The organism is Micromonospora sp. WMMD1082, from assembly GCF_029626175.1.
In the GTDB taxonomy this organism is placed as follows: Bacteria; Actinomycetota; Actinomycetes; order Mycobacteriales; family Micromonosporaceae; genus Micromonospora.
The window spans coordinates 6,184,226-6,205,936 of sequence record NZ_JARUBM010000002.1; the positions used below are offsets into that span (position 1 = coordinate 6,184,226).

Consider the following 21,711-nt stretch of genomic DNA (forward strand, 5'->3'; position numbering starts at 1 on the left):
CCACAGACTCTCTCCCCCGTGTGTGTAGTTGTGCGAGCGGACTTTATGGATGGTCTGACCATGAGCACAAGCCCGAACACAAACTGTGAGGACGGATCACCCCTAAACGAACATGTCGTCAGGTGCCATCACAGGCAGTGACTACCCATTTGTCCGATGAGGAGATACGGCGATGTGTGTGAGCTGTTCTCGCGTTCACCGTTGACCTGGCGGCTCGGACGTGAGATACAGATGATCCGCGTCGATGGGACCCTCCCGGCGCGGCGCGTCGACACCCAGGAAGGCGAGGAATGGAACGACGGCCACCACCGCCCACCCCAGCTCGGGCCACCCGCACCCCGGCCCCACGCGGTCGCCGTACGCTGTCCCGGCTCCTGGCCGGGCTGGCCGCGCTCGCGGTCCTCGTTCCGGCGACACCGGCCTACGCGGATTCGCTGCCCAATCTGCCGCACAACGCCGGCGGGTACGAGTCGTCGTTCTCGCCCGCCTACGACTACGACACCGACGGCTGCTACGCCGTCTCGGCGATCGCCCCGGACGGCACCGTCAACGGTGGACTGAGGACCACGGGCGCCATCAACGGCAACTGCCGCGACCGGTCCGACCTGGACATGTCGCAGACGTACGCCCGGTCGAAGTGCAACAACGGCTGGTGTGCGGTCGTCTACGCCAGCTACTTCGAGAAGGACCAGGCCGTGCACGGCAGTGGTCTCGGCGGCCATCGGCACGACTGGGAGCACGTCATCTCCTGGGTCGACCAGGCCGCCAACCAGGTCGAGTACGTCACCACCACGCAGCACAGCAGCCAGCGCACCTACCCACGCGCGCAGGTACGGTTCGACGGGTCGCACCCCAAGGTCGTCTACCACAAGGACGGCGCCTCGACGCACTTCTTCCGGCTCGCCAACACCAACGACGAGCCACCGGAGAACCACTACGGCACCTGGCACTACCCGCCGGTCGTGGACTGGCACGGCTGGCCCAGCCTCCAGCTGCGCGACCGGCTGATGGCGGCCGACTTCGGCGCCGCCACCATCAAGATCAAGGATGGCTCGTTCGAGTACCTGCTCGACGTCTCCCGACCTGCCGGCATCCCCTTCAACCCGTACGGCTGAGCCCCGCCGGAAGGTCGGCGACCGCGCCGGCGAAGCGGTTACCCGGTACAACATCGCGATGACCCATCGTGCTGAGGGGAATCTCGACAGGGCGATCGGCGAGCTCGAACTCGTCGTCGACCTCGACCGCCAGGTCGACCATCCGGACCTCGCATCCGACACTGCCGTGCTCGAACAGGTACGCCAAGAACGAGCAGAACTCGGAAAGTAACCTGATTGCCGAATCCACCCACCGGCTGAACAGGCAGGATGTGCTGCGGAAGCCGCGCGCTCGGTCGGCGTATGACCGGCGCCCGCCCTTCAACGGGCACCGGTCGGGTCTCAACCCTTCACACAGACCACCTGCTTGAGGTGCGCGACCACCTCGACCAGGTCTTCCTGCTGCGCCATCACCTCGGTGATGTCCTTGTACGCGGCGGGGATCTCGTCGACCACCCCGGCGTCCTTACGGCACTCCACGCCCGACGTCTGCGCCGCCAGGTCGTCGGTGCTGTACGTCCGCTTGGCCTGGGCGCGGGACATCCGCCGCCCGGCACCGTGCGACGCGGAGCAGTACGCGGACTCGTTGCCCCTGCCGCGCACGATGTACGAGCCGGTGCCCATCGACCCGGGGATGATGCCCAGGTCACCGGTGCCGGCCCGGATCGCGCCCTTGCGGGTCACCAGCACGTCCACGTCGTCGTACCGCTCCTCGGACACGTAGTTGTGGTGAGCGCTGATCGGCTCGTCGTAGCCGACCTGCGGGAACCGGTCCCGCACCACGTTCATCAGCACGGCGAGCATGACCTCCCGGTTGCGCCGCGCGTACTCCTGCGCCCACCACAGGTCCCGGCGGTAGGCGTCCATCTCCGGCGTACCGGTGAGGAACACGGCCAGGTCCCGGTCGGGCAGGTCGACGTTGTGCGGCAGCCGCCGCGCCACCGCGATGTGCCGCTCGGCCAGTTCCTTGCCGATGTTGCGGGATCCGGAGTGCAGCATCAGCCAGACCCGGCCGGCGTCGGCGCCGCCCTGCTCCAGGCAGACCTCGATGAAGTGGTTGCCGCCGCCGAGGGTGCCCAGCTGCCGCCGGGCCCGCGTCTCCAGCTGGGCCACTCGCCGGTCGAGGTCGGTGAAGCGGCGCCAGAAGTCGTCCCAGCCCCGCTGCGCCAGGCCCCGTACCCGGCGCGGGTTCACCGGCTCGTCACGCTGGGCGAAGCCGACCGGGATGGCGTCCTCGATGGCCCGCCGCAGCCCGGCCAGGTCGTCGGGCAGGTCGGCGGCGGTCAGTGAGGTACGCACCGCGGACATGCCGCAGCCGATGTCGACGCCGACCGCCGCCGGCGAGACGGCCTGCCGCATCGCGATGACCGAGCCGACCGTGGCGCCCTTGCCGAAGTGCACGTCCGGCATGACCGCGACACCCTGCACCCACGGCAGCGCGCCGATGTTGCGTAGCTGCTTCGCAGCCTGCGCCTCGATCGCGTACGGGTCGGTCCAGACCCGTACCGGTGCCCGCGTCCCCGCGAGCAGGCTGAAGCCCATGATGTCTCTCCTGTGTCTGCGATGAACCCCGCCGATCATGCACTTGTGGTCGTCGGTATGCGGCTTTTATCCCTGTATGGAAGGGGCCACAACTGCATGATCGACGACCGCAACCGCGGGCGGCGGGGGCGCGATGAGAAGACTATGGACGGTCTGCGACGGCCGCAAAGGATATTGCATCCTGAGCCGGCGGTCAGGCCGGGACGGTGTCCTCCCGGTCGCCGGCGACGCGATCCAGGTGGGCGGCGAGTTCGTCGGTGACCAGCAGGTCGGTGCGGATGTCGTCGTGCGGGTAGGCGGCCCGGCCGACCATGTGCGCGGCCACCGGGGCGGTGGCGAGTTGGAAGACACCGACCAGCACGAGCGTGGTGATGTCCACTCCGGTACGCAGCCGCAGCCCGCAGCCGATCAGCACCAGCAGCAGCCCGAGCACCTGCGGCTTGGCCGCGGCGTGCATCCGGGTGAGCAGGTCGGGGAAGCGCACCAGGGCCACCCCGGCGGCGAGGCTGAGCAACGCCCCCGTGATCAGGAAGACGGCGGCGGCGATGTCGAGGATCGCGTCGAGGCTCACTTGCCGTTCCTCCGTGCGGCGAAGCGGGCGACGCTGACCGACCCGACGAACCCGAGCACCGCGAGGACCACCAGCACCGGCAGCGCGGTGGCGTCCCGGCTGTAGGCGGCCTCGGTGGCGATCGCGGCGACGATGACGGCCAGCAGCACGTCGGTGGCGACGGCCCGGTCGAGGATCGACGGGCCACGGATGATGCGGGTGAGGGTGAGCCCGCCGGCCACGGCGAGCAGCGCGGTGACGGTCACGGCCACGGCGGTCATGTCGGTGCCCCTTCCAGGTCGGCCGGTGGGGATGGGTGGGCGCCCTCGCGGACGCGCCGTTGTTCGTCGGCGGAGCCGATGGCGGCGATGATGCGGGCCTCCAGGTCGAGCACGCCCTGCCGGAACCGCTCCACCTCGTCCAGGGTGCGTACGCCGATGACGTGGATGAACAGCGTCCCCGTCTCGCGGTCGGCCTCCAGGATCAGGCTGCCCGGCACCAGGGACAACGCCTCGGCGGTGAGGGTGAGGTTGAGGTCCGTGTTCACCCGCAACCGTACGGCGATGATGGCGCTGCGCGGCACGTGCCCGGGTCGAAACGCCAGCCAGGCGATCTGGGCGGAGGCGACCACCAGGTCCAGCAGGAAGCGCAGCCAGAAGCGCAGCATCGGCAGCGGGTGGACCCGGCCCGCGAACGTCACCGGGGGCAGCGGGAAGACCGCCAGCAGGATGGCGGCCACCACCAGCCCGCTGACCACGTTGGCCCAGGAGAAGGTGCCCCACAGCAGCACCCAGACGGTCACCAGGCCGATCGCCGCGGTGATCCGGTTGCGGCGCCAGGCGGCCCGGGTCAGCGGCGGGTTCGGCGGATCGGTCGGTAAGGACGGGGTCATCTGGTCGGGGCTCACGGCGTACCCCCAGGGAAGACGGCCTCGACGTACGGTGTCCGGCGCAGCAGGTCGTCCGCGGCGTCGGTGCTGAGATCGAAGAGTGGACCGGCGACGAAGGTCAGCACCAGACCGAAGACCACCAGGGCCACGGTCGGCGCGATCATCAGGCCGGGCAGCACGGCTCCGGTCTGCGCGACGGCGACGCCCGTCTGCGGCTGGAGTGCGCCCTCGGTGCGGGCCGCCCGGTCCGCGTCGCCGGTGTCCGGCATCTCCGGATGCGGCGCCCGCCAGAAGGCGAGGTTCCACACCCGGGCGACGGCGTACAGGGTGAGCAGGCTGGTGACCAGCCCACCGGCGACCAGGATCCAGGCCAGCACGCCGCCGTCGTCGATGCCCGCCTGGACCAGGCCGAGCTTGCCGAGGAAGCCGGAGAACGGCGGGATGCCGGCGAGGTTGAGCGCGGGTACGAAGAAGAGCACGGCGAGCAGGGGCGACAGCCTCGCCAGGCCGCCGAGGCGGTCCATCGCGGTGCTGCCGCCTCTTCGTTCGACCAGACCGGCGGCGAGGAACAGGGTGGTCTGGATGGTGATGTGGTGCACCACGTAGAAGATCGCCGCGGACAGGCCGAGCGACGAGGTGAGCCCGACCCCGAAGAGCATGTACCCGATATGACTGATCAGGGTGAACGACAGCAACCGCTTGATGTCGGACTGGGCGACCGCGCCGAGGATACCGACCACCATGGTCAGCACCGCCGTGACCAGCAGCAGGGTGGCCGTCCGGCCGCCCGGGAAGAGCAGCGTCTCGGTACGGATGATCGCGTACACGCCGACCTTGGTCAGTAGGCCGGCGAAGACCGCGGTGACCGGGGCGGGCGCCGTGGGGTAGCTGTCCGGCAGCCAGGCCGACAGCGGGAACACCGCCGCCTTGATGCCGAAGGCCAGCAGCAGCATGCCCTGCAACACCAGCCGGAGGTCGTCGGGCAGGGCGTCCAGCCGCTCGACGAGCTGGGCGAGATTGAGCGTGCCGGTCGAGGCGTACACCAGGCCGATGGCGACCAGGAAGATCACCGACGAGAGCAGGCTGACCACGACGTAGGTGGTGCCGGCCCGGATCCGGGTCTCGGTGCTGCCCAGGGTCAGCAGCACGTAGCTGGCGACCAGCAGGATCTCGAAACCGACGTAGAGGTTGAACAGGTCACCGGAGAGGAACGCGTTGCAGACACCGGCGGTCAGCACCAGGTAGGTGGGGTGGTACACCGACAGCGGCGTCTCCTCGTTGCCGTCGGCCATGCCCTGCCCGATGGAGTAGACCAGCACGCAGAGCGTGACCGACGCGGAGACCACCAGCATCAGCGCGGCGAGCTGGTCGGCGACCAGCACGATGCCCATCGGCGCCACCCAGCCGCCGACCTCCACCACCAGCGGACCGTCCACGCTGGAACGGACCAGCAGCATCGCGGCCACCGCGACGGTGGCGGTGAGCACGGTGAGGCTGACCCAGCGCTGGGCGCGCGGGCGCCCGAGCAGCAGCAGCGTCAGCGCCGCGCCGAGCAGTGGCATCACCACCGGCAGCGGAACGAGGTACGTCATCCGGCCCTCCCCGCGTCGGCCGTGGCGGCCAGCGACCGCCCGTTGTCGGCGTCCGCGTCATCGTCGTCATCGTCGTCACCGGTGCCGGCGTCGGCGTCACCCGGGCCCTCGTCGCGCTCGGCGAGATCCATGATCCGGCGGTCCTCGACGTCGTCCTGCACCTCGTCGTGCCCGTTGAGGTGCCAGCTGCGGTACGCCAGGGCGAGCAGGAACGCGGTCATGCCCAGGGTGATGACGATGGCGGTGAGGATCATCGCCTGCGGCAGCGGGTCGCTCATCTCCTCCTGCGGGGTGCTGCCGACGATCGGCGGGCCACCGGCCCGGCCGCCGGTGAGCAGCAGCAGGTTGGCGCCGTTGCCGAGCAGGATGACGCCCATCAGCACCCGGGTGAGGCTGCGTTCCAGCAGCAGCGTGACGCCGGCGGCGACGAGCACGCCCACCACGATGACGTCGGTGAGGTTCGGTGTCACACCAGCTCCTTTTCCCGTACCTCGTCGTCCTCGGTCTCGTGCTGGCGGTCCATCTCGGCGCCGAGGCTGCGCAGGATGTCCAGCACCAGGCCGACGACGATCAGGTAGACACCGACGTCGAAGAAGGCCGACGTGACGAAGTGGATGTGGCCCAGCAGCGGCAGGTGGAAGTCGAGCAGGGCGCTCTGGAGGAACTCCCCGCCGAGCAGCATCGCGGCCACGCCGGTGCCGACCGCCACGAAGAGTCCGGCACCGAGCACCACGCCGGCGTCGACCGGAGCGGCACCGTTGAGTTCCGTACGCCCGCCGGCCAGGTAGCGCACGGCCAGGGCGAGGCCGGCGACCAGGCCGGCGGCGAACCCGCCGCCGGGGGCGTTGTGGCCGCTGAACAGCAGGTAGATGGAGAACAGCACGATGGCGTGGAAGAGCAGCCGGGTGATCACCTGGAGGATGACCGACTGCGCGCGGGCGGTGGCGCCGGTGGTCAGCCAGCGCGGCCGGGCGGATTCGGTCGAGCCACCGCCGGGGATGTCGCCCCGTCGACCGAGGTCGCGGGCATGGCGGAAGATCAGGCTGGCCACGCCGGTGGCGGCCACCACCAGCACCGCGATCTCGCCCATGGTGTCCCAGGCCCGGATGTCGACCAGGGTCACGTTGACCACGTTCTTGCCGCCGCCGTACGACACGGCCTCGTCGGGGAAGCCGACGGAGATCGGGATGGCCTCCCGGGCACCCGCCGCGACGTACGCCATGCCGGCGGTGACCGCGCCCACGGCGACGCCGATGGCGACGCGACCGCGGCGGCTGGAGCGGATCGGCCGCTCCGAGAACTTCACCGGCAGCCGGCGCAGCACCAGCACGAACATGACGATCGTGACGGTCTCCACCAGGAACTGGGTCAACGCCAGGTCCGGCGCGCCGTGCAGGATGAACAGCAGCGCGATGCCGTAGCCGGCGACGCCGACCAGGATCATCGCGGTGAGCCGGCGCAGGGCGCGGGCGGCCGTCACGGCGGCGACCACCACCACGGCGGCGGCGAGCCCCTGCAACGGCGTGTCCCACAGGTGGAACCGCTGCGGCCAGGGGCTGCCGGCCAGCAGCGCGCCACCCGGCAGGACCACCAGCACCACCAGGATGACGCCGAGGTAGAACGGCAGCGAACCACGCTGCGTGGCACCGGTCAGCTCGACCGCCAGCCGGTCGACCAGGCCGACGGACTTCCGGTAGACGGTGGCGCCGTCGAACGGCAGCCGCAGGGTGGCCCGTACCCGCTCCCGCCGCATCAGCTGGAACAGCCCGACGCCGCCGGCCACGGCGAGCGCCGACAGGCCGAGCGCCGGCGTGAGGCCGTGCCACAACGCCAGGTGGTAGCCGGGCTCGGCGGTGCGGTAGAGATCGGCGTACGGGGCGAGCAGGCGGTCCACCGCCGGGGCGAGGACGCCGACCGCGGCGCCCGCGAGGGCCAGCACCGCCGCCGGCGCGAGGAACGGCCAGGACACCTCCCGGGCCGGCGTGGCCGGGGTGTCCGGCTTGTCGGCGAAGGCGCCCCAGAGGAACCGCAGCGTGTACGCGACGGTGAGCACCGAGCCGAAGATCACACCCGCCAGCACCGCCAGGTCGGCGGTGCCGCCGTGCAGCAGCGACTCGACCGCCGCCTCCTTGGCGACGAACCCGGCCATCGGCGGCAGCCCGGCCATGGACGCCGCGGCGAGCCCGGCCACCACCGCCAGCGCGGGTGCCCGCCGCCCCAACCCGCTGAGTTCGCGCAGGTCGCGGGTGCCGGTGGCGTGGTCGACGATGCCGACGGTGAGGAAGAGGGTGGCCTTGAACAGGGCGTGCGCCAGCACCATGGCCACGCCGGCCAGCGCGGTGTCCCGGGTGCCCGCGCCGAGGATCACCATCAGCAGGCCGAGTTGGCTGACCGTGCCGTACGCGAGCAGCAGCTTGAGATCGACCTGTCGCAGCGCGGCCCAGCCGCCGAAGAACATGGTGACCAGGCCGGTGACCAGCAGCACCGGCCGCCAGGGTGCGGTGCCGGCGAGGGCGGGGCCCATCAGGGCGACCAGGAACACGCCGGCCTTCACCATGGCCGCGGCGTGCAGGTACGCGCTGACCGGCGTCGGTGCCGCCATCGCTCCCGGCAACCAGAAGCTGAACGGGAAAATCGCCGACTTGCTCAGTGCGCCCAGCAGGATCAGCACCACGGCGACGGCGAGGTAGCCGCCGCCGGGCAGGTTGTCGGCGATCTCCGACCAGCGGTAGGTGCCGGCGTGCTGGCCGAGCATGACGAACCCGGCGAGCATCGCCAGGCCGCCCAGCGTCGTCACCAGCAGCGCCTGCATCGCCGCCCGCCGGCTGGCCCGCTTCGCCGGGTCGTGGCCGATCAGCAGGTAGGAGAAGACGGTGGTGAGTTCCCAGAACACGTACAGCAGCAGCAGGTCGTCGGAGACGACCAGGCCGAGCATCGCGCCGGCGAAGGCGACGAACACGGCGGCGAACCGCCCAAGCCCCGGGTCGTCGTTGCGGAAGTAGCGGGCGCTGTAGGCGAGCACGAGCGCGCCGACGCCGCCGACCAGGACGACCATCAGCCAGGACAGCGTCCCCATCCGCAGCGCGAGTTCCAGGCCGAGTTGCGGTACCCAGGGCACCGTCTCGACCACCGGGTCGCCGGACCGTATCCCACCCGTCTGGGCCAGCGCCCAGACCAGCGTCGCGCCGGGCGCCAGTGCCACCAGGTAGAGGGCGTGCCGTCCCCAGGTCCGCACCAGCGCCGGGGCGATCACGGCTGTCAGCGCATGGACCGCCACCAGAACCAGCACACACCCTCCCCAGAGATCATCCGTCGGTCTGGAAACCCTATCCGGTAAGGACCGCCGTCCGCATCTGCCGTGATCCGGATCAAAGGTGTGTCCCGGGACAGAGCGCCCTTGTCGGTGTTCGAGTTCACGCGAGGTTCACACCCGGACTCGCGGCCGAAACCCACGGCCCGACCAGGACATCCGCGCCCAACCGAACGGCCGTTCAGTCCTTTCCGGTGCGGCGCAGCCGCCCGTCGTCGCGGTCGATACGCAGTTCCCGCTCGAGTTCGACGATCAGGGTACGGAGGTCGTCCAGCCGTTGGCTGACGGCGATCCGGTCCAGCTCGTCGGGCACCCCGTCGCCGTCCTCGTCGTAACCGGGTGCGAGCCCCTCGGTCATCTCCAGCCGACGGGCCTCCTCCATCGAGTTCACGAAGACCGCGATCAGGATGTTGAGCAGCAGATTCACGGTGATCACCACGAAGCTGGCGTAGTACAACACGGTCCACGGGGACAGCTCCATGCCCTGCTCGATGAGGTCGGGAAGGGTTTCCAGGGAGAGCAGCACGAACAGCGTCAGCAGCGACCGCCCGATGTTGCCGTACTCCTCCGGATAGACGTCGCCGAAGATCAACCAGCCGGCCATGCCGTAGACGTAGAGCGTCACCACGGCCAGGGCGAAGAAGCCGCCGATGCCGGGCAGGCTGCGCCACAGCGCCGCGACGATCGTGCGCAGGCCGGGCGAGAAGCGCACCAGCCGCACCATCCGCAGCACCCGGACGACCCGCAGCAGCGCCGAGTCGCCGTGCAGCCCCGGGACGAAGATCGCCGCAATCACCAGGAAGTCAAAGACGTTCCACCCGTGCCGGAAGAAGTCCTGCGGCCGCCGGCCGTACGCCAACAGCCGGATCACGATCTCGACGACGAACACCGCCCGGAAGGCCCACTCCAGCGCGTGCAACGCGGTGGTCGCCGGACCCAGGTCGGGATAGGTCTCCAGGCCGAGGACCACCCCGTTGGCGAGGATGACCACGACGATGGCGAGTTCGAACGTACGGGAGGCGGCCAGCCGGGCACAGAGTTCGAACAGGGCGGCACCCCGGGCGGTGCGGGCCGATGCACCCCGGGGCGCCGGTACGGGCGTACGACTCATCGTGCGCCCGGCCCCGATGCGGGCACCGGGGCCGGCGAGGGCGCCCACCGTGCGTCGTCGGTGCGCTGACGTACGGCAATCATGGGCGACAGCCTACGGGCCGCCGGGCATCAACATCAGCCGCCGGGGTGGCCCGTTGTGCGGCCACCCCGGCGACACGGCCTAGCCGCCCAACCGGCGGACCATGTTCATGATGGTCTCCACCTGGGCGCCTCCCTTGATGGGATAGTTCGTGGCGCCGAGGTAACCCCACCAGTCCCAGCAACCGTTCGGGTTGCTCGCCGACGTGATCGCCTGGGGATAGAGCACGATCGTCGCGTTGGTGTCGGCGTACTGGTTGAGGTTGGCCCGGTCCACGAAGGCGGTGCCGACCCGGCTGTGGCCCTGCAGGCAGCCGTGCAGCGCCACCAGCAACCGGCAGGTCGCGCCGGACGCGCAGGAGGCCGGGACGTAGGCGAACCCGTTGGCGTCCATGCTCAGCAGGTTGGCCAGGCCGCCCACGGCGAAGCCGTGTTGGCTGAATCGCACCAGTGTGCCGCCGAGCGGGCCGGTGTTGGGCGCCTGCACCGAGCCGAACAGCTTGCGCAGGAAGGCGTTCTGCGGGTCGAGGCCGCAGTCGTTGAGGTAGGGCGCGGCCGTGGCCGAGCAGCCGACCGTCCCGTAGGGCGTGACCCAGCCGTGCCCGGCGGCGGAGCCGCTGTCGTACTGGACGCTGGCCCCGAAGTGCTGCTGGTAGCGGACCAGGTCGTCGCTGACCGACCGCTTCACGCTGGTGTCGGATCCACCGTGGAAGACGTAGACCGGCTCGCCGTGCAGCCCGGAGACCGGGTCGACCCAGCCGTACCCGGCCCAGGTGCGGGTGTACGCCTGCAGGGCGCTCAGGTTCGTCGGGTAGATGTTGTCGCCGCAGCCGTACAGCGCCTGGGCGACGTTGTTCTGGGCGCAGTAGTAGGGGCCGGCGGCGAAGAGCGCCGCTCCCCTGATCCGCTGCGAGTAGGCCACCTGGAGCTGGGTCGCCAGGTAGGCGCCGGAGGAGACTCCGGCGACGTAGACGCCCGAGACGCGGTACGTCGACAAAGCCCCCGACACGGGAGCCTTGGTGTGCGGCGTGGCGGCACCGTACGCGGGCGCCGCGGGGATGAGCAGCAGGACCGCGACGGCGGCGGCGAGGATTCGCAGGACAGGTGTGATCATGACGCTCTCCCAGGTCCGGTGAGCGCCGGCGGTGGTGTCGGCGTGCCGCGACGCTAACGTGAGCCACGTCACCGGCACCATGAGCGCGACCCACACGTCGGTGGCCCGCGCTGTGGTGCCGCCCGCCGCTGCGGCCGACACCACGCGGCCGGTCGGCACCACGCGGCCGGCCGCGACCGGTTACGGTCGACGCTCATGGCCCTGTTGCGCTGTGACTTCTTCTCCGAGGCGCTCGGCCTCAGCACGTCGATGACCGTCATCCTGCCGCAACAGACCTCGTCGCAGATCGGGCTGGCCGGGGCGGACGCGGCCACGGGCGAGCCACCGGTGCTCTACCTGCTGCACGGGCTCACCGACGACGACACGATCTGGCTGCGGCGTACCTCGATCGAGCGCTACGTCGCCCCGCTCGGCCTGGCGGTGGTGATGCCGCAGGTCGGGCGCAGCTTCTACACCGACGAGGAGCACGGCAACCGCTACTGGACCTTCCTCAGCGAGGAACTGCCGGCGCTGTGCCACGGGTTCTTCCGGCTCTCCCCACGGCGGGCGGACACCTTCGTCGCCGGGCTGTCCATGGGCGGCTACGGCGCGGTGAAGTGGGCGCTGCGCGACCCGGGCCGGTTCGCCGCCGCGGCCAGCCTCTCCGGCGCGCTCGACCTCGTCGCCCGCGCGCACGACCCACGCCGCCCGATCGACCGGCGGGTGTGGCACACCGCCTTCGGCGACCGCCGGATCACCGGCAGCGACGACGACCCGCTCGCCCTGCTCGACCGGTCCGGCGCCGAGGATTTCCTGTACGACGACAACGTGCGCTTCGTCGAGGCGGCGCGGGCCAAGGGGGTCTCATTGACCGTCGACTTCTCCCCCGGCGACCACGACTGGGCGTACTGGGACGCCAAGATCGCCGATGTGCTCGCCTGGCTGCCCCTGCCCGGTCGGGTCGGGCCGGGTCAGCCGGCTCAGTCGGGTCAGCCGGTCGAGGAGCGGGCGACCGGCAGGTCGAAGTAGGTGTCCGGTGCCCATGTCGACGCTGCATGTCGGCGAAGCGCCGCTCGTCGGCCTGGCGTTATCAGAGCTTCTTCAGCCCATTAATCATCACGAACACCGACCGCCGGGCGAGAGCGACGCCTTTGTCATCAACCTGATACCCCTCCAGCCAGATCCAGCCATCAAAGGTCGTCCACTCAAGAACCCTGATGAGGCGGAAGCGGATCGGCTTGTAAAATTGTGGGCTGGCTTCCTGGGTGAGCCAGAGGAGATCGCCCGACCGAGGTGCGCCAGGTATTGATCGTTTCGACGGCGTCCGTGAGGGCTCGGGCAGCTGCCGTCGGGTTGGCATCGGGAGCACGGCGCGATGTGGTGCGCATCGACCACCCCGCCGGCCAACTGGACACGGAACGGAACCTCAGGCTTCACGGTCGGGTACATCTCGGTAACCCCTCTGGTTGAGCCTGCGGACGGCGAAGCGTGAGCGCCACCACCCGCCACGGGTGGTTGCGTCCATGGGAGTGGTGTACGACTTGCCCGTGATGGGCGTGTTGCGTAGATGAGAGACGGCCATCGCGTCGATCCTTCAAGACGACCAAGTCAGAGAAGGATGAGAGGACGCGATGGCCGCTTCAGAGAGTGTGGACCGTGTTGACCTGCTGCGCGAGCAGATCGAGAGCGCGTCGCCGGATGTGTTGCAGGCGATGATCAGGGCGTTCGCGCAGGCGGTGATGTCCGCTGAAGCGGACGCGGTCTGCGGTGCTGGTTACGGGCAGCGCAGCGAGGAGCGGGTGAACTCTCGCAACGGTTACCGGCAGCGCGAGTGGGACACCCGAGCCGGGACGATTGACTTGGCCATTCCCAAGCTGCGCCAGGGTTCGTACTTCCCGGACTGGCTGTTGACGCACCGGCGGCGGGCGGAGCAGGCCCTGGTGTCGGTCGTGGCGACCTCGTATCTGCTGGGGGTGTCGACGCGGCGGGTGGAGAAGCTGGTCGAGCAGCTCGGGATCCGGCAACTGTCGAAGTCGCAGGTCTCGGAGATGGCGCAGCATCTGGACGCGCAGGTGCAGGCGTTTCGTAGCCGCCCTCTGGACGCCGCCCACTACACGTTCGTGTGGATGGACGCGTTGACGATGAAGGTCCGTGAGCACGGCCGGACCGTCAACGTTCACGCGCTGATCGCCGTCGGGGTCAACGCCGACGGAGGGCGCGAGGTGCTGGGCCTGGACGTGGCCTCCGACGAGGATGGGGCCGGCTGGCTGGCGTTTCTGCGCAGCCTGACCGCCCGAGGTCTGTCCGGCGTTCGTCTGGTCATCTCCGACGCCCACCGCGGGCTCGTGGGCGCGATCGGCGCGGCCCTGCCCGGGGCTGCGTGGCAACGGTGCCGGACCCACTACCTGCGCAATCTGCTGACGAAGGTCCCCAAGTCGGCGCAGCCGTGGATCGCCACCCTCGTGCGCACGATCTTCGACCAGCCCGACACCGACGCCGTCCGAGCCCAGTTCGCTCGGGTCGTGGCCACGATCGAAGCGAAGTTCCCGACCGCGGCCGAGCACCTCGACGCCGCCCGCGACGACCTCCTGGCCTTCACCGGCTTCCCCCGCGAGATCTGGCGCCAGATCTGGTCGAACAACCCACAGGAACGGCTGAACAAGGAGATCCGCCGCCGCACCGACGTCGTCGGGATCTTCCCCAACCGGCCAGCGATCGTCCGCCTCGTCGGCGCGGTCCTGGCCGAACAGACCGACGAGTGGACCGAAGGCCGCCGCTACATGGGCCTGGAAATACTGGCCAAGGCCCGCTTGATCACGATCGACGCCAGCCAACACGACACCGACCAGACCGAAACAGCACCGATCGCCGCATAACATCAGACCGGGATCCCGCGATGGCCGTCTCTTACACCACCAGCGCGGACGTGACCCCACGGGTCATCAGTGAGGCGTTCGGCAGTAGCCGAGTTGGCCCGTTCCACGCTGGCTGGGTGCGTGGCTGCCCGTCCCGCCGGGTGTAGCGGGCGGCTGGCTGGACGACGTCTACTACCGGCTCTCCTGGCCGTTGATACCACTTCCAACGAGACACCTCATGACCTCCCACACCCGACGCTGATGAGCCTCCCGCCAGCCACGATGGGTCACGGTCGATCGGGTGTACAACACTCCGCACGAGACGTTCACAAGGATCTGTTCTTTGTGGATACTGATGCAGGAATCGTCTCGTGGTGGCGAGGATGACGCGCCAGGATGAGACAGGGAGGATGGAGGCGATGAGCGATGTCGGGTCAACAGTGCCGAGGCGTGAGCTGGGTCGACTGCTGAGGCAACTCAGAGAGCAGGCTGGTATAGGGCTAGAAGCTGCCGGGTCTGATCTTGAGTGGTCCCGGGCGAAGATGTACCGCATCGAGGCGGGGCAGACGCCAGTGCGGGCGCTTGACGTCGAACAGATGTGTCGCCTCTACGGGGCGTCGAAGGACATGACCGAGGTCGTCACAAGTCTTGCCAAGGAGTCGAAGAGTAAGGGTTGGTATCACGCCTACGGCGAAGTCATCCCGAGATGGTTTGAGCTGTACGTCGGCCTCGAAGCCGCTGCCAGCAGGATCAGGATGTACGAACACGCTCTTGTCCCCGGGCTTCTTCAGACTCTTGAGTATGCCGCTGAGGCTGTGCACACCCGGCCGAACGTCTCTGCCGAGGAAGCCTCGAAGCTCGTTGAGTTACGTATAGAGCGCCAACGCCTCCTGGCAAGGAGGCGACCGGCCGCTCCAACTCTGGACGTCATCATCGAGGAGGCGCTACTGCACAAGAGCGTGCCCGGAATGGCTGGGCAGATCGACAAACTCATAGATGCTAACGATGTGCCCAACGTCTGTCTCAGGGTTTTACCGCTGAACGGCAAACTTACCCAGGTGGCCGTGTCAGGTGGCTTCGTCATTCTCGACTTCCCGACCACCGGGGCTAGATCTGCGGAGCCAACGACAGTCTACAACGAAGGTCTTTCCGGTGCACTCTATATCGATCGAATCGAAGAGGTTAGAGCTTACGCCGAGGTATGGAATCAGCTCAACGCGCAAGCGCTGAGTGTGGAGGAATCCCGGCTGCTGATGCAGCGAGTCAAGGAGAGGCACCATGGATAAGTTGACCGGCACAGTGTGGCGCAAGTCCATTCGAAGCGGAGCACAGGGCAACTGCGTTGAGGTTGCCGACAACATCCCCGGCATCGTGCGCGTCCGGGACAGCAAGGACTCCACCGGGCCGGCGCTGGTGTTCGAGCCGGAGCAGTGGCGTTCATTCATCGAGTCGGTCAGGGTAAGCTAGTCCCGCTTCCGGGTGGAGATAACAACCGGGGTGATCCGCCAACTGCACTGAGAAGCCAAGAAGAGCCCCTACCCATATCGGGTAGGGGCTCTCAGGCTTTATCGCCGCAGAATGGCTCTCAGAGCGCTAAAGAGTTGCGACGTAGCATCCGATCCAACAAGCGCTGACCGCGCTCAACCAGCTCTTCAGGCGTAGGCGGATTAACGGCGCGATCGCGCGTTAATCATGAAGTTGTTGTCGCCCCCGCCCGGCGTGTCGCGACAACAACTTCATGATCACGATGGCGGACGAGGGCGGACGGTGTGATTAGTTGGGCGGGTCGGGGTGGCGGGCGGGTGGGCGGGAGCGGCGGCGGAGGATGAGGGCGACGGCCAGCACCATGAGGCCGGCGGCGAGGGTGATGAGCGAGGCCGACCGGAGCTGGGCGGCGAAGGTACCTCGCTCGGTGGCCTCGGCGCCGGACGCGCCACCGGGCCGCGCCTGCGGCGCGACGGAGGCGGGTGGTGGCGAGGCGGTGGCCGCGCCGGGGCTCACCAGCACCCCGACCGAGGCCGCCTCGGGCAGCGCGAACCCCCAGTCGAGCAGCGCGGCACCCTGTTGCCAGCCGCGCTGGTCGATCACGTCCGCGCCGAGCAGCGTGACCACGAGGCGGCGTCCGCCACGCTCGGCGGCGCCGACGTAGGTGTGCCGGGCCAGGTCGGTGTAGCCGGTCTTGCCACCCAGCGCGCCGGGATAGTGGTACAGCAGCTGGTTGTCGTTGTCGATGGTGAAGCCCTTGGCGCGTTGTCTCGGCTGGGCCGGGATGGTCGCCTCCCGGGTGGCGGCGTACTCGCGGAAGTGTGCGTCGGCGAAGCAGGCCCGCGCGATCAGCGCCAGGTCGTACGCGCTGGTGAACTGCCCCGGGCCGTCCAGGCCGGAGGGGGTCGCCGCATGGGTCTGGTACGCCCCGAGCTGCCGCGCCTGCTCGTTCATCGCCCGCAGCCCGCCGGCCATGCCGTCCGCGCCGCCGCCGAGGCGGGCCAGGGCGTTCGCCACCTCGTTGCCCGAACGCAGCAGCAGTCCCAGCCAGAGGGTCTCCACCCGGTAGCGGCCGCCCTCCACCAGTCCCACCGCCGAGCTGCCCGGCTCGATGTCGAGGTCACCGGCGGTGATGGTGACGACGTCGGCCGGGTCCAGCCGGGGCAGCATGGTCGCGGCCAGCAGCAGCTTCTGCACGCTGGCCGGCGTCGCGTACTCGTGCGGGCCACAGCCACCCAGCACCTCGCCGCTGTCCAGATCGGCCACCAGCCACGAGGTGGCGGCCACCTTCGGCGGCGCCGGCACCACCAGGCCGGTCGTCGCCAGCCCGGCCCCGCCGACGGCCCGCTGCACGGGGTCCGGGGAGGGCGTCGCCGACGGTGTGGGACCGGGGGCGGGTGGCGCCGGGCGCGGGCACGGCACCGGTGCCGCCGCGCCGGCACCGGCGGCGGGCACCAGTGGCGATGTCAGGAGCGCGGCGGCCACCGCGACTGCCAGGCCAGGAAGTCTCACAGTCAGCGACACTATCGGGTGAATTCCGGCGAGTCCGGCGAATCGACCAGCCACGCCGAGATCAGCCGGGCCGGCGACCGGTGGCGCGGGTACGCCGTGCGGCAAGGACCGCCAGCGCGATCGCGGCGACGCCGACCGCCAGGGCCACGACCGTGCCCGCCCCCGGACCGTCATCGAGGACGGCCGAGGCGGTGGCGGTCGACGGCGACACGCCGACCGGCTCGGGTGCGTCCGGCGCGGGCACGGCGTCCAGCTCCCCCGGTTCCACCAGCCGGCCGACGCTGACCTGTCGGGGCAGCGTGAACCCCCAGTCGAGCAGCGCGGCGCCCTGCTCCCAGCCGCGCAACGGCCGGGGCTCGGCACCGAGCAGCGTGACGACCAGCCGCCGGCCGTCCCGCTCGGCGGCACCGACGTAGGTGTGCCGGGCGTAGTCCGTGAAGCCGGTCTTCCCGCCCAACGCGCCCGGATAACGGTAGATCAGCTGGTTCTCGTTCTGGATCTCGAAGCCCTTGCCGCGCAACGCCTTCTGCGCCGGGATCCGGGTCCGCTCGGTGAGCGCGTACCGGCGGAAGGTCGGGTCGGCGAAGCAGGCCCGGGCGATCAGCGCCAGGTCGTACGCGCTGGTGAACTGCCCCGGAGCGTCCAGCCCGGACGGGGTGACCGCGTGGGTCTGCCGGGCGCCAAGCCGGTGGGCCTGCTCGTTCATCGCCCGCACCCCACCGGCCGCCCCCTGCTGCCCACCACCGAGACGGGCCAGCGCGTTCGCCGCCTCGTTGCCGGACTGCAGCAGCAGCCCCAGCCAGAGCGTCTCCACCCGGTACCGGCCGCCGGGCAGCAGCCCGACCGCGGAGCTGCCCGGTGCGATGTTCAGGTCATCCCTGGTGATCGTGACGACCTGCGCCGGATCGAGCCGGGGCAGCATGGTCGCGGCCAGCAGCAGCTTCTGCACGCTGGCCGGCGTCGCGTACTCGTGCGGACCACAGCCACCCAGCACCTCGCCGCTGTCCAGATCGGCCACCAGCCACGAGGTCGCGGTCACCTTCGGCGGCGCCGGCACCCCCGGCGGTACGACCAGCCCCGGCGTGGCGAGCGCGTCGCCGCCGACGACCTGATGCTCCGGCACGGATGACGGCGGCGACGGCCGCGGCGACCGGACCACCTTCGGGGCCACCGCCTTCGGGCAGGGCACCGCACCGGAGGGTGCCGCAGCGGCCGGCCGGGGCGCGGCCGTCGGCGTCGCCACCGCAGGCTGGCGGAAGCCGGCGGCGGCAGCGCCCACAGTGGCCGCAGCGGGTGTCGCGTGGATCGTCGCGACGGTGAGGACGACGCCGGCGGCGGCCAGTGCCCGGATTCTCATGACCACGCAGACTAGCGGCAAGATCGGGAGTCGCCCAGGTCGCGCAGGTAGTCGTGCAGCGTGGCCGAGGCGGCCAGTCGGCGCAGGCTGCGCCGGTGCAGCTCCTGTTCCCTGCGGGCGAGTTCCGCGCGGACCCGCTGCGGGCTGCCGGTGCTGCGTATCTCGTCGAGCACCGCCATGATGATCTCGAAGGGGTAGGCGCCCCGGCGCAGCAGCGCCACCACCTGCGCGGCGCGTAGCTCCGCGTCGTCGTACACCCGGTAGCCGGTGCCCGGCTCGCGGACCGGCCGCAGCAGGCCGCGCGCCTCCCACGAGCGCAGCTGCGAGGTCCGCACCCCGACCAGGCTGGCCACCACGCCGACGCGGACGGCCCGGCGCGGCGCGGCCACCGGCGGGCGCGGGCCGGTCACCACCGTCTCGAAGGCGCCGAGCACCCGGCGGATCTCGGCGCGCTCACGGTCCAGCTCGGCATGGCCGGCGTCCAGCGACGCCAGCACCGCCGGCAGGTCACCCCGGTGCACCGCCGACATGATCTCGCGGGTACGCGACCAGCCGTGCCCGTCCGCCACCGCCCGCGCCACCGTGAGTGCCCGCGCGTGCGCCTGGGTGAAGATCCGGTAGCCGCTCGGGGTGCGCGCGACCGGGGGCAGCACGCCGAGGTCGACGTAGTTGCGCACCTGCTGCACGGAGACGCCACCCGCCCGGGCGAGGTCGACCGCCCGCAGCCGCCCGCCGCGCTCCCGATCCGCCACCGGCGTCCTCACCACTTCCATGTCGTTTGAGACTTTCCAGGCTATCTCGACCACATCCCCGCCTTAAGTTCGGCAAAAGTCTCAACATGCTGATGAATGAGACAATTGAACCCAGCCCAGGCCATCGGGAGCCAGTTCCGGGCGGGAGTCCGCCCACGATCTCGCGAAGGGTTCGCATGCAGCAGCCAGCACGGTCCGCCGCCGACAGTCACGACGTCATCGAGGTACGCGGCGCGCGGGAGAACAATCTCGCCGCCGTCTCGGTCGACATTCCCAAGCGCCGGCTGACGGTCTTCACCGGGGTCTCCGGCTCCGGCAAGTCCTCACTGGTCTTCGGCACCATCGCCGCCGAGTCCCAGCGGCTGATCAACGAGACGTACAGCGCCTTCCTCCAGTCGTTCATGCCCAGCCTCTCCCGGCCCGACGTGGACTCGCTGCGCAACCTCACCCCGGCGATCGTGGTCGACCAGGAGCGGATGGGCGCCAACTCCCGCTCCACCGTCGGCACCGCCACCGACGCGTACGCGATGCTGCGCATCGTGTTCAGCCGGCTGGGCAGCCCGTACGTCGGCGGGGCCGGCGCGTTCAGCTTCAACCTGGCGGAGGGCATGTGCCCCGCCTGCGAGGGCCTGGGCCGGGTCTCCGACCTCGACATCACCGAGCTGGTCGACGTGGAGAAGTCGCTCAACGACGGTGCGATCACCGCGCCGAACTTCGCCGTCGACACGTGGTACTGGCAGACCATCGTCGGCTCCGGGCTGTTCGACCCGGACGTCAAACTCCAGGACTTCACCGCGCAGCAGTGGGCGGACTTCCTCCACAAGCCCGCCACGAAGATCAAGGTGGGCAGCAACAACATCACCTACGAGGGTCTGATCGTCAAGGTCCGCCGGCTCTACCTGGCCAAGGACCGCGAGTCCATGCAGCCGCACATCCGGGCCTTCGTCGACCGGGCGGTCACCTTCACCACCTGCGCCGACTGCGGCGGCACCCGGCTCAACCCGGCGGCGCTGTCCTCCCGCATCGCCGGGCGCACCATCGCCGAGTGCTCCGCCATGCAGATCAGCGACCTGGCGGAGTTTCTCCGGAGCATCGACGACGAGTCGGTCGCCCCGCTGACCGGTAGCCTGCGGAGCCTGCTCGACTCGCTGGTCGAGATCGGTCTCGGATATCTCAGCCTCGACCGCGAGTCCGCCACCCTCTCCGGCGGGGAGGCGCAGCGGGTCAAGATGGTCCGGCACCTCGGTTCCAGCCTCTCCGACATCACGTACGTCTTCGACGAACCCACCGTCGGCCTGCACCCGCACGACATCGCCCGGATGAACGACCTGCTGCTGCGGCTGCGGGACAAGGGCAACACCGTGCTCGTCGTCGAACACAAGCCGGAGACCATCGCCGTGGCCGACCACGTGGTCGATCTCGGTCCCGGCGCCGGCGGCGCCGGTGGCCGGATCTGCTACACCGGCGACGTGGCCGGCCTGCGTCGCTCCGGCACCCTCACCGGCCGGCACCTGGATCACCGGGTACGCGTGCGCGAGCGCGTTCGCACCCCCACCGGCCAGTTGCCCATCCGCCGTGCCGACCTGCACAACCTGCGCGACGTCGACGTGGACATCCCGCTCGGCGTGCTGACGGTGGTCACCGGTGTGGCCGGCTCCGGCAAGAGTTCCCTGGTGCACGGCTCGCTGCACCGCCGCGACGGCGTGGTGGTCGTCGACCAGTCACCGATCCGTGGCTCCCGGCGCAGCAACCCGGCCACCTACAGCGGCCTGCTCGATCCGGTACGCACCGCCTTCGCCAAGGCCAACGGGGTGAAGGCGGCCCTGTTCAGTGCCAACTCCGAGGGCGCCTGCCCCACCTGCAAGGGCATCGGGCTGGTCTACACCGATCTGGCGATGATGGCCGGCGTCGCCTCGGTCTGCGAGCAGTGCGAGGGCCGCCGGTTCACCGACGAGGTGCTCACCTACCGGCTGCGGGGCCGCAACATCAGCGAGGTGCTCGGCATGTCGGTCGCCGAGGCCCGGGACTTCTTCCCCAGCGGGCCGGCGCGGGTCGTCCTGGACCGGCTGGCCGACGTCGGGCTGAGCTACCTCACCCTCGGCCAGCCGCTGACCACCCTCTCCGGCGGCGAGCGACAGCGGCTCAAGCTGGCCATCCGCATGGCCGACAAGGCCAGCACCTACGTGCTGGACGAGCCGACCACTGGGCTGCACCTGGCCGACGTGGACCAGTTGCTCGCGCTGCTCGACCGGCTCGTGGACGCCGGCAACACGGTCATCGTCATCGAACACCACCAGGCGGTGATGGCCCACGCGGACTGGCTGATCGACCTCGGCCCGGGCGCGGGTCACGACGGCGGCCGGATCGTGTTCACCGGCACGCCCGCCGACCTGGTGGCGAACGGTGACACGCTCACCGCCCGCCACCTCCGCGAATACGTCGCCCGCTGACCGCACACCCGCCCGCTGACCGCACCGCCACCGCCACCG

At 70.1% G+C, this 21,711-nt stretch carries 20 protein-coding genes; 8 read left to right on the plus strand and 12 right to left on the minus strand.

The window, feature by feature from the left end:
• Nucleotides 1-290 precede the first annotated feature (290 nt).
• Together O7615_RS28580 and O7615_RS28585 are read left to right on the plus strand one after the other, a co-directional pair.
• Complete coding sequence (locus tag O7615_RS28580; RefSeq protein ID WP_278180875.1) at nucleotides 291-1,115, plus strand: NPP1 family protein; 825 nt, start codon at nucleotides 291-293, stop codon at nucleotides 1,113-1,115.
• A gap of 58 nt (nucleotides 1,116-1,173) precedes the next feature.
• Nucleotides 1,174-1,326 (plus strand): hypothetical protein, encoded by a 153-nt coding sequence (locus O7615_RS28585; protein ID WP_278180876.1) that lies wholly within the window; start codon nucleotides 1,174-1,176, stop codon nucleotides 1,324-1,326.
• A 110-nt stretch (nucleotides 1,327-1,436) separates the two neighbouring features.
• On the opposite strand, the gene O7615_RS28590 is transcribed toward O7615_RS28585, so the two are convergent.
• The 9 genes from O7615_RS28590 to O7615_RS28630 form a co-directional block, all read right to left on the minus strand.
• Nucleotides 1,437-2,636, minus strand: coding sequence for an RtcB family protein (locus tag O7615_RS28590; RefSeq protein WP_278180877.1), 1,200 nt, complete (start codon nucleotides 2,634-2,636; stop codon nucleotides 1,437-1,439).
• Between the two features lie 193 nt (nucleotides 2,637-2,829).
• The gene (gene mnhG, locus O7615_RS28595) at nucleotides 2,830-3,207 is read right to left on the minus strand and encodes a monovalent cation/H(+) antiporter subunit G (protein WP_278180878.1); all 378 of its coding nucleotides are present in this window, start codon (nucleotides 3,205-3,207) and stop codon (nucleotides 2,830-2,832) included.
• Nucleotides 3,204-3,467, minus strand: coding sequence for a monovalent cation/H+ antiporter complex subunit F (locus O7615_RS28600; protein ID WP_278180879.1), 264 nt, complete (start codon nucleotides 3,465-3,467; stop codon nucleotides 3,204-3,206). The genes mnhG and O7615_RS28600 overlap by 4 nt, the downstream gene beginning before the upstream one ends.
• Nucleotides 3,464-4,078 carry a Na+/H+ antiporter subunit E gene (locus tag O7615_RS28605; RefSeq protein WP_278180880.1) on the minus strand — a complete coding sequence of 205 codons (615 nt, stop codon included), beginning with the start codon at nucleotides 4,076-4,078 and terminating at the stop codon, nucleotides 3,464-3,466. The genes O7615_RS28600 and O7615_RS28605 overlap by 4 nt, the downstream gene beginning before the upstream one ends.
• A gap of 11 nt (nucleotides 4,079-4,089) precedes the next feature.
• Nucleotides 4,090-5,667, minus strand: a complete 1,578-nt coding sequence (locus O7615_RS28610; protein WP_278180881.1) for a Na+/H+ antiporter subunit D — start codon at nucleotides 5,665-5,667, stop codon at nucleotides 4,090-4,092.
• Nucleotides 5,664-6,137 (minus strand): Na(+)/H(+) antiporter subunit C, encoded by a 474-nt coding sequence (locus O7615_RS28615; RefSeq protein ID WP_278180882.1) that lies wholly within the window; start codon nucleotides 6,135-6,137, stop codon nucleotides 5,664-5,666. Before O7615_RS28615 ends, O7615_RS28610 begins: the two co-directional genes overlap by 4 nt.
• On the minus strand, nucleotides 6,134-8,956 hold the full coding sequence (locus tag O7615_RS28620) for a Na+/H+ antiporter subunit A (RefSeq protein ID WP_278180883.1): 2,823 nt from the start codon (nucleotides 8,954-8,956) through the stop codon (nucleotides 6,134-6,136). Before O7615_RS28620 ends, O7615_RS28615 begins: the two co-directional genes overlap by 4 nt.
• A 202-nt stretch (nucleotides 8,957-9,158) precedes the next feature.
• Entirely contained in the window at nucleotides 9,159-10,136 is a 978-nt protein-coding gene (locus tag O7615_RS28625; protein WP_278180884.1) for an ion transporter, read from the minus strand.
• Between the two features lie 114 nt (nucleotides 10,137-10,250).
• Nucleotides 10,251-11,282: a PHB depolymerase family esterase gene (locus O7615_RS28630; protein ID WP_278180885.1), complete on the minus strand. Its 1,032-nt coding sequence runs from the start codon at nucleotides 11,280-11,282 to the stop codon at nucleotides 10,251-10,253.
• Nucleotides 11,283-11,477: 195 nt separating this feature from the next.
• On the opposite strand from O7615_RS28630, the gene O7615_RS28635 reads away from it, so the two are divergent.
• From O7615_RS28635 to O7615_RS28655, 5 genes are all read left to right on the plus strand, one after another.
• Nucleotides 11,478-12,290: an alpha/beta hydrolase family protein gene (locus O7615_RS28635; RefSeq protein WP_278180887.1), complete on the plus strand. Its 813-nt coding sequence runs from the start codon at nucleotides 11,478-11,480 to the stop codon at nucleotides 12,288-12,290.
• Between the two features lie 13 nt (nucleotides 12,291-12,303).
• The gene (locus tag O7615_RS28640; RefSeq protein ID WP_278180888.1) at nucleotides 12,304-12,570 is read left to right on the plus strand and encodes a hypothetical protein; all 267 of its coding nucleotides are present in this window, start codon (nucleotides 12,304-12,306) and stop codon (nucleotides 12,568-12,570) included.
• Nucleotides 12,571-12,892: 322 nt separating this feature from the next.
• The gene (locus tag O7615_RS28645) at nucleotides 12,893-14,137 is read left to right on the plus strand and encodes an IS256 family transposase (protein WP_278176367.1); all 1,245 of its coding nucleotides are present in this window, start codon (nucleotides 12,893-12,895) and stop codon (nucleotides 14,135-14,137) included.
• 362 nt (nucleotides 14,138-14,499) lie between these two features.
• Nucleotides 14,500-15,402: a helix-turn-helix transcriptional regulator gene (locus O7615_RS28650; protein WP_278180890.1), complete on the plus strand. Its 903-nt coding sequence runs from the start codon at nucleotides 14,500-14,502 to the stop codon at nucleotides 15,400-15,402.
• Nucleotides 15,395-15,583, plus strand: a complete 189-nt coding sequence (locus O7615_RS28655) for a DUF397 domain-containing protein (protein ID WP_278180891.1) — start codon at nucleotides 15,395-15,397, stop codon at nucleotides 15,581-15,583. Before O7615_RS28650 ends, O7615_RS28655 begins: the two co-directional genes overlap by 8 nt.
• Nucleotides 15,584-15,889: 306 nt before the next feature.
• Here the strand turns inward: O7615_RS28655 and O7615_RS28660 are convergent, their stop codons facing one another.
• From O7615_RS28660 to O7615_RS28670, 3 genes are all read right to left on the minus strand, one after another.
• A complete protein-coding gene (locus tag O7615_RS28660) occupies nucleotides 15,890-17,113 on the minus strand; it encodes a serine hydrolase (RefSeq protein ID WP_278180892.1) in 1,224 nt (407 codons plus the stop codon).
• 61 nt (nucleotides 17,114-17,174) lie between these two features.
• On the minus strand, nucleotides 17,175-18,470 hold the full coding sequence (locus tag O7615_RS28665) for a serine hydrolase (protein WP_278180893.1): 1,296 nt from the start codon (nucleotides 18,468-18,470) through the stop codon (nucleotides 17,175-17,177).
• Between the two features lie 11 nt (nucleotides 18,471-18,481).
• On the minus strand, nucleotides 18,482-19,222 hold the full coding sequence (locus tag O7615_RS28670; RefSeq protein ID WP_278180894.1) for a MerR family transcriptional regulator: 741 nt from the start codon (nucleotides 19,220-19,222) through the stop codon (nucleotides 18,482-18,484).
• A 176-nt stretch (nucleotides 19,223-19,398) separates the two neighbouring features.
• Between O7615_RS28670 and O7615_RS28675 the strand changes: the two genes are divergently transcribed.
• Nucleotides 19,399-21,672: an excinuclease ABC subunit UvrA gene (locus tag O7615_RS28675; protein WP_278180895.1), complete on the plus strand. Its 2,274-nt coding sequence runs from the start codon at nucleotides 19,399-19,401 to the stop codon at nucleotides 21,670-21,672.
• Nucleotides 21,673-21,711: the final 39 nt, after the last annotated feature.

Bases quoted from the DNA above. Each gene is read 5' to 3' on its own strand.
- O7615_RS28580 (WP_278180875.1), top strand. From the start codon at position 291: ATGGAACGACGGCCACCACCGCCCACCCCAGCTCGGGCCACCCGCACC.
- O7615_RS28585 (WP_278180876.1), top strand. From the start codon at position 1,174: ATGACCCATCGTGCTGAGGGGAATCTCGACAGGGCGATCGGCGAGCTC.
- O7615_RS28590 (WP_278180877.1), bottom strand. From the start codon at position 2,636: ATGGGCTTCAGCCTGCTCGCGGGGACGCGGGCACCGGTACGGGTCTGG.
- O7615_RS28600 (WP_278180879.1), bottom strand. From the start codon at position 3,467: ATGACCGCCGTGGCCGTGACCGTCACCGCGCTGCTCGCCGTGGCCGGC.
- O7615_RS28605 (WP_278180880.1), bottom strand. From the start codon at position 4,078: ATGACCCCGTCCTTACCGACCGATCCGCCGAACCCGCCGCTGACCCGG.
- O7615_RS28610 (WP_278180881.1), bottom strand. From the start codon at position 5,667: ATGACGTACCTCGTTCCGCTGCCGGTGGTGATGCCACTGCTCGGCGCG.
- O7615_RS28630 (WP_278180885.1), bottom strand. From the start codon at position 11,282: ATGATCACACCTGTCCTGCGAATCCTCGCCGCCGCCGTCGCGGTCCTG.
- O7615_RS28635 (WP_278180887.1), top strand. From the start codon at position 11,478: ATGGCCCTGTTGCGCTGTGACTTCTTCTCCGAGGCGCTCGGCCTCAGC.
- O7615_RS28640 (WP_278180888.1), top strand. From the start codon at position 12,304: ATGTCGACGCTGCATGTCGGCGAAGCGCCGCTCGTCGGCCTGGCGTTA.
- O7615_RS28645 (WP_278176367.1), top strand. From the start codon at position 12,893: ATGGCCGCTTCAGAGAGTGTGGACCGTGTTGACCTGCTGCGCGAGCAG.
- O7615_RS28650 (WP_278180890.1), top strand. From the start codon at position 14,500: ATGACGCGCCAGGATGAGACAGGGAGGATGGAGGCGATGAGCGATGTC.
- O7615_RS28655 (WP_278180891.1), top strand. From the start codon at position 15,395: ATGGATAAGTTGACCGGCACAGTGTGGCGCAAGTCCATTCGAAGCGGA.
- O7615_RS28665 (WP_278180893.1), bottom strand. From the start codon at position 18,470: ATGAGAATCCGGGCACTGGCCGCCGCCGGCGTCGTCCTCACCGTCGCG.
- O7615_RS28675 (WP_278180895.1), top strand. From the start codon at position 19,399: ATGCAGCAGCCAGCACGGTCCGCCGCCGACAGTCACGACGTCATCGAG.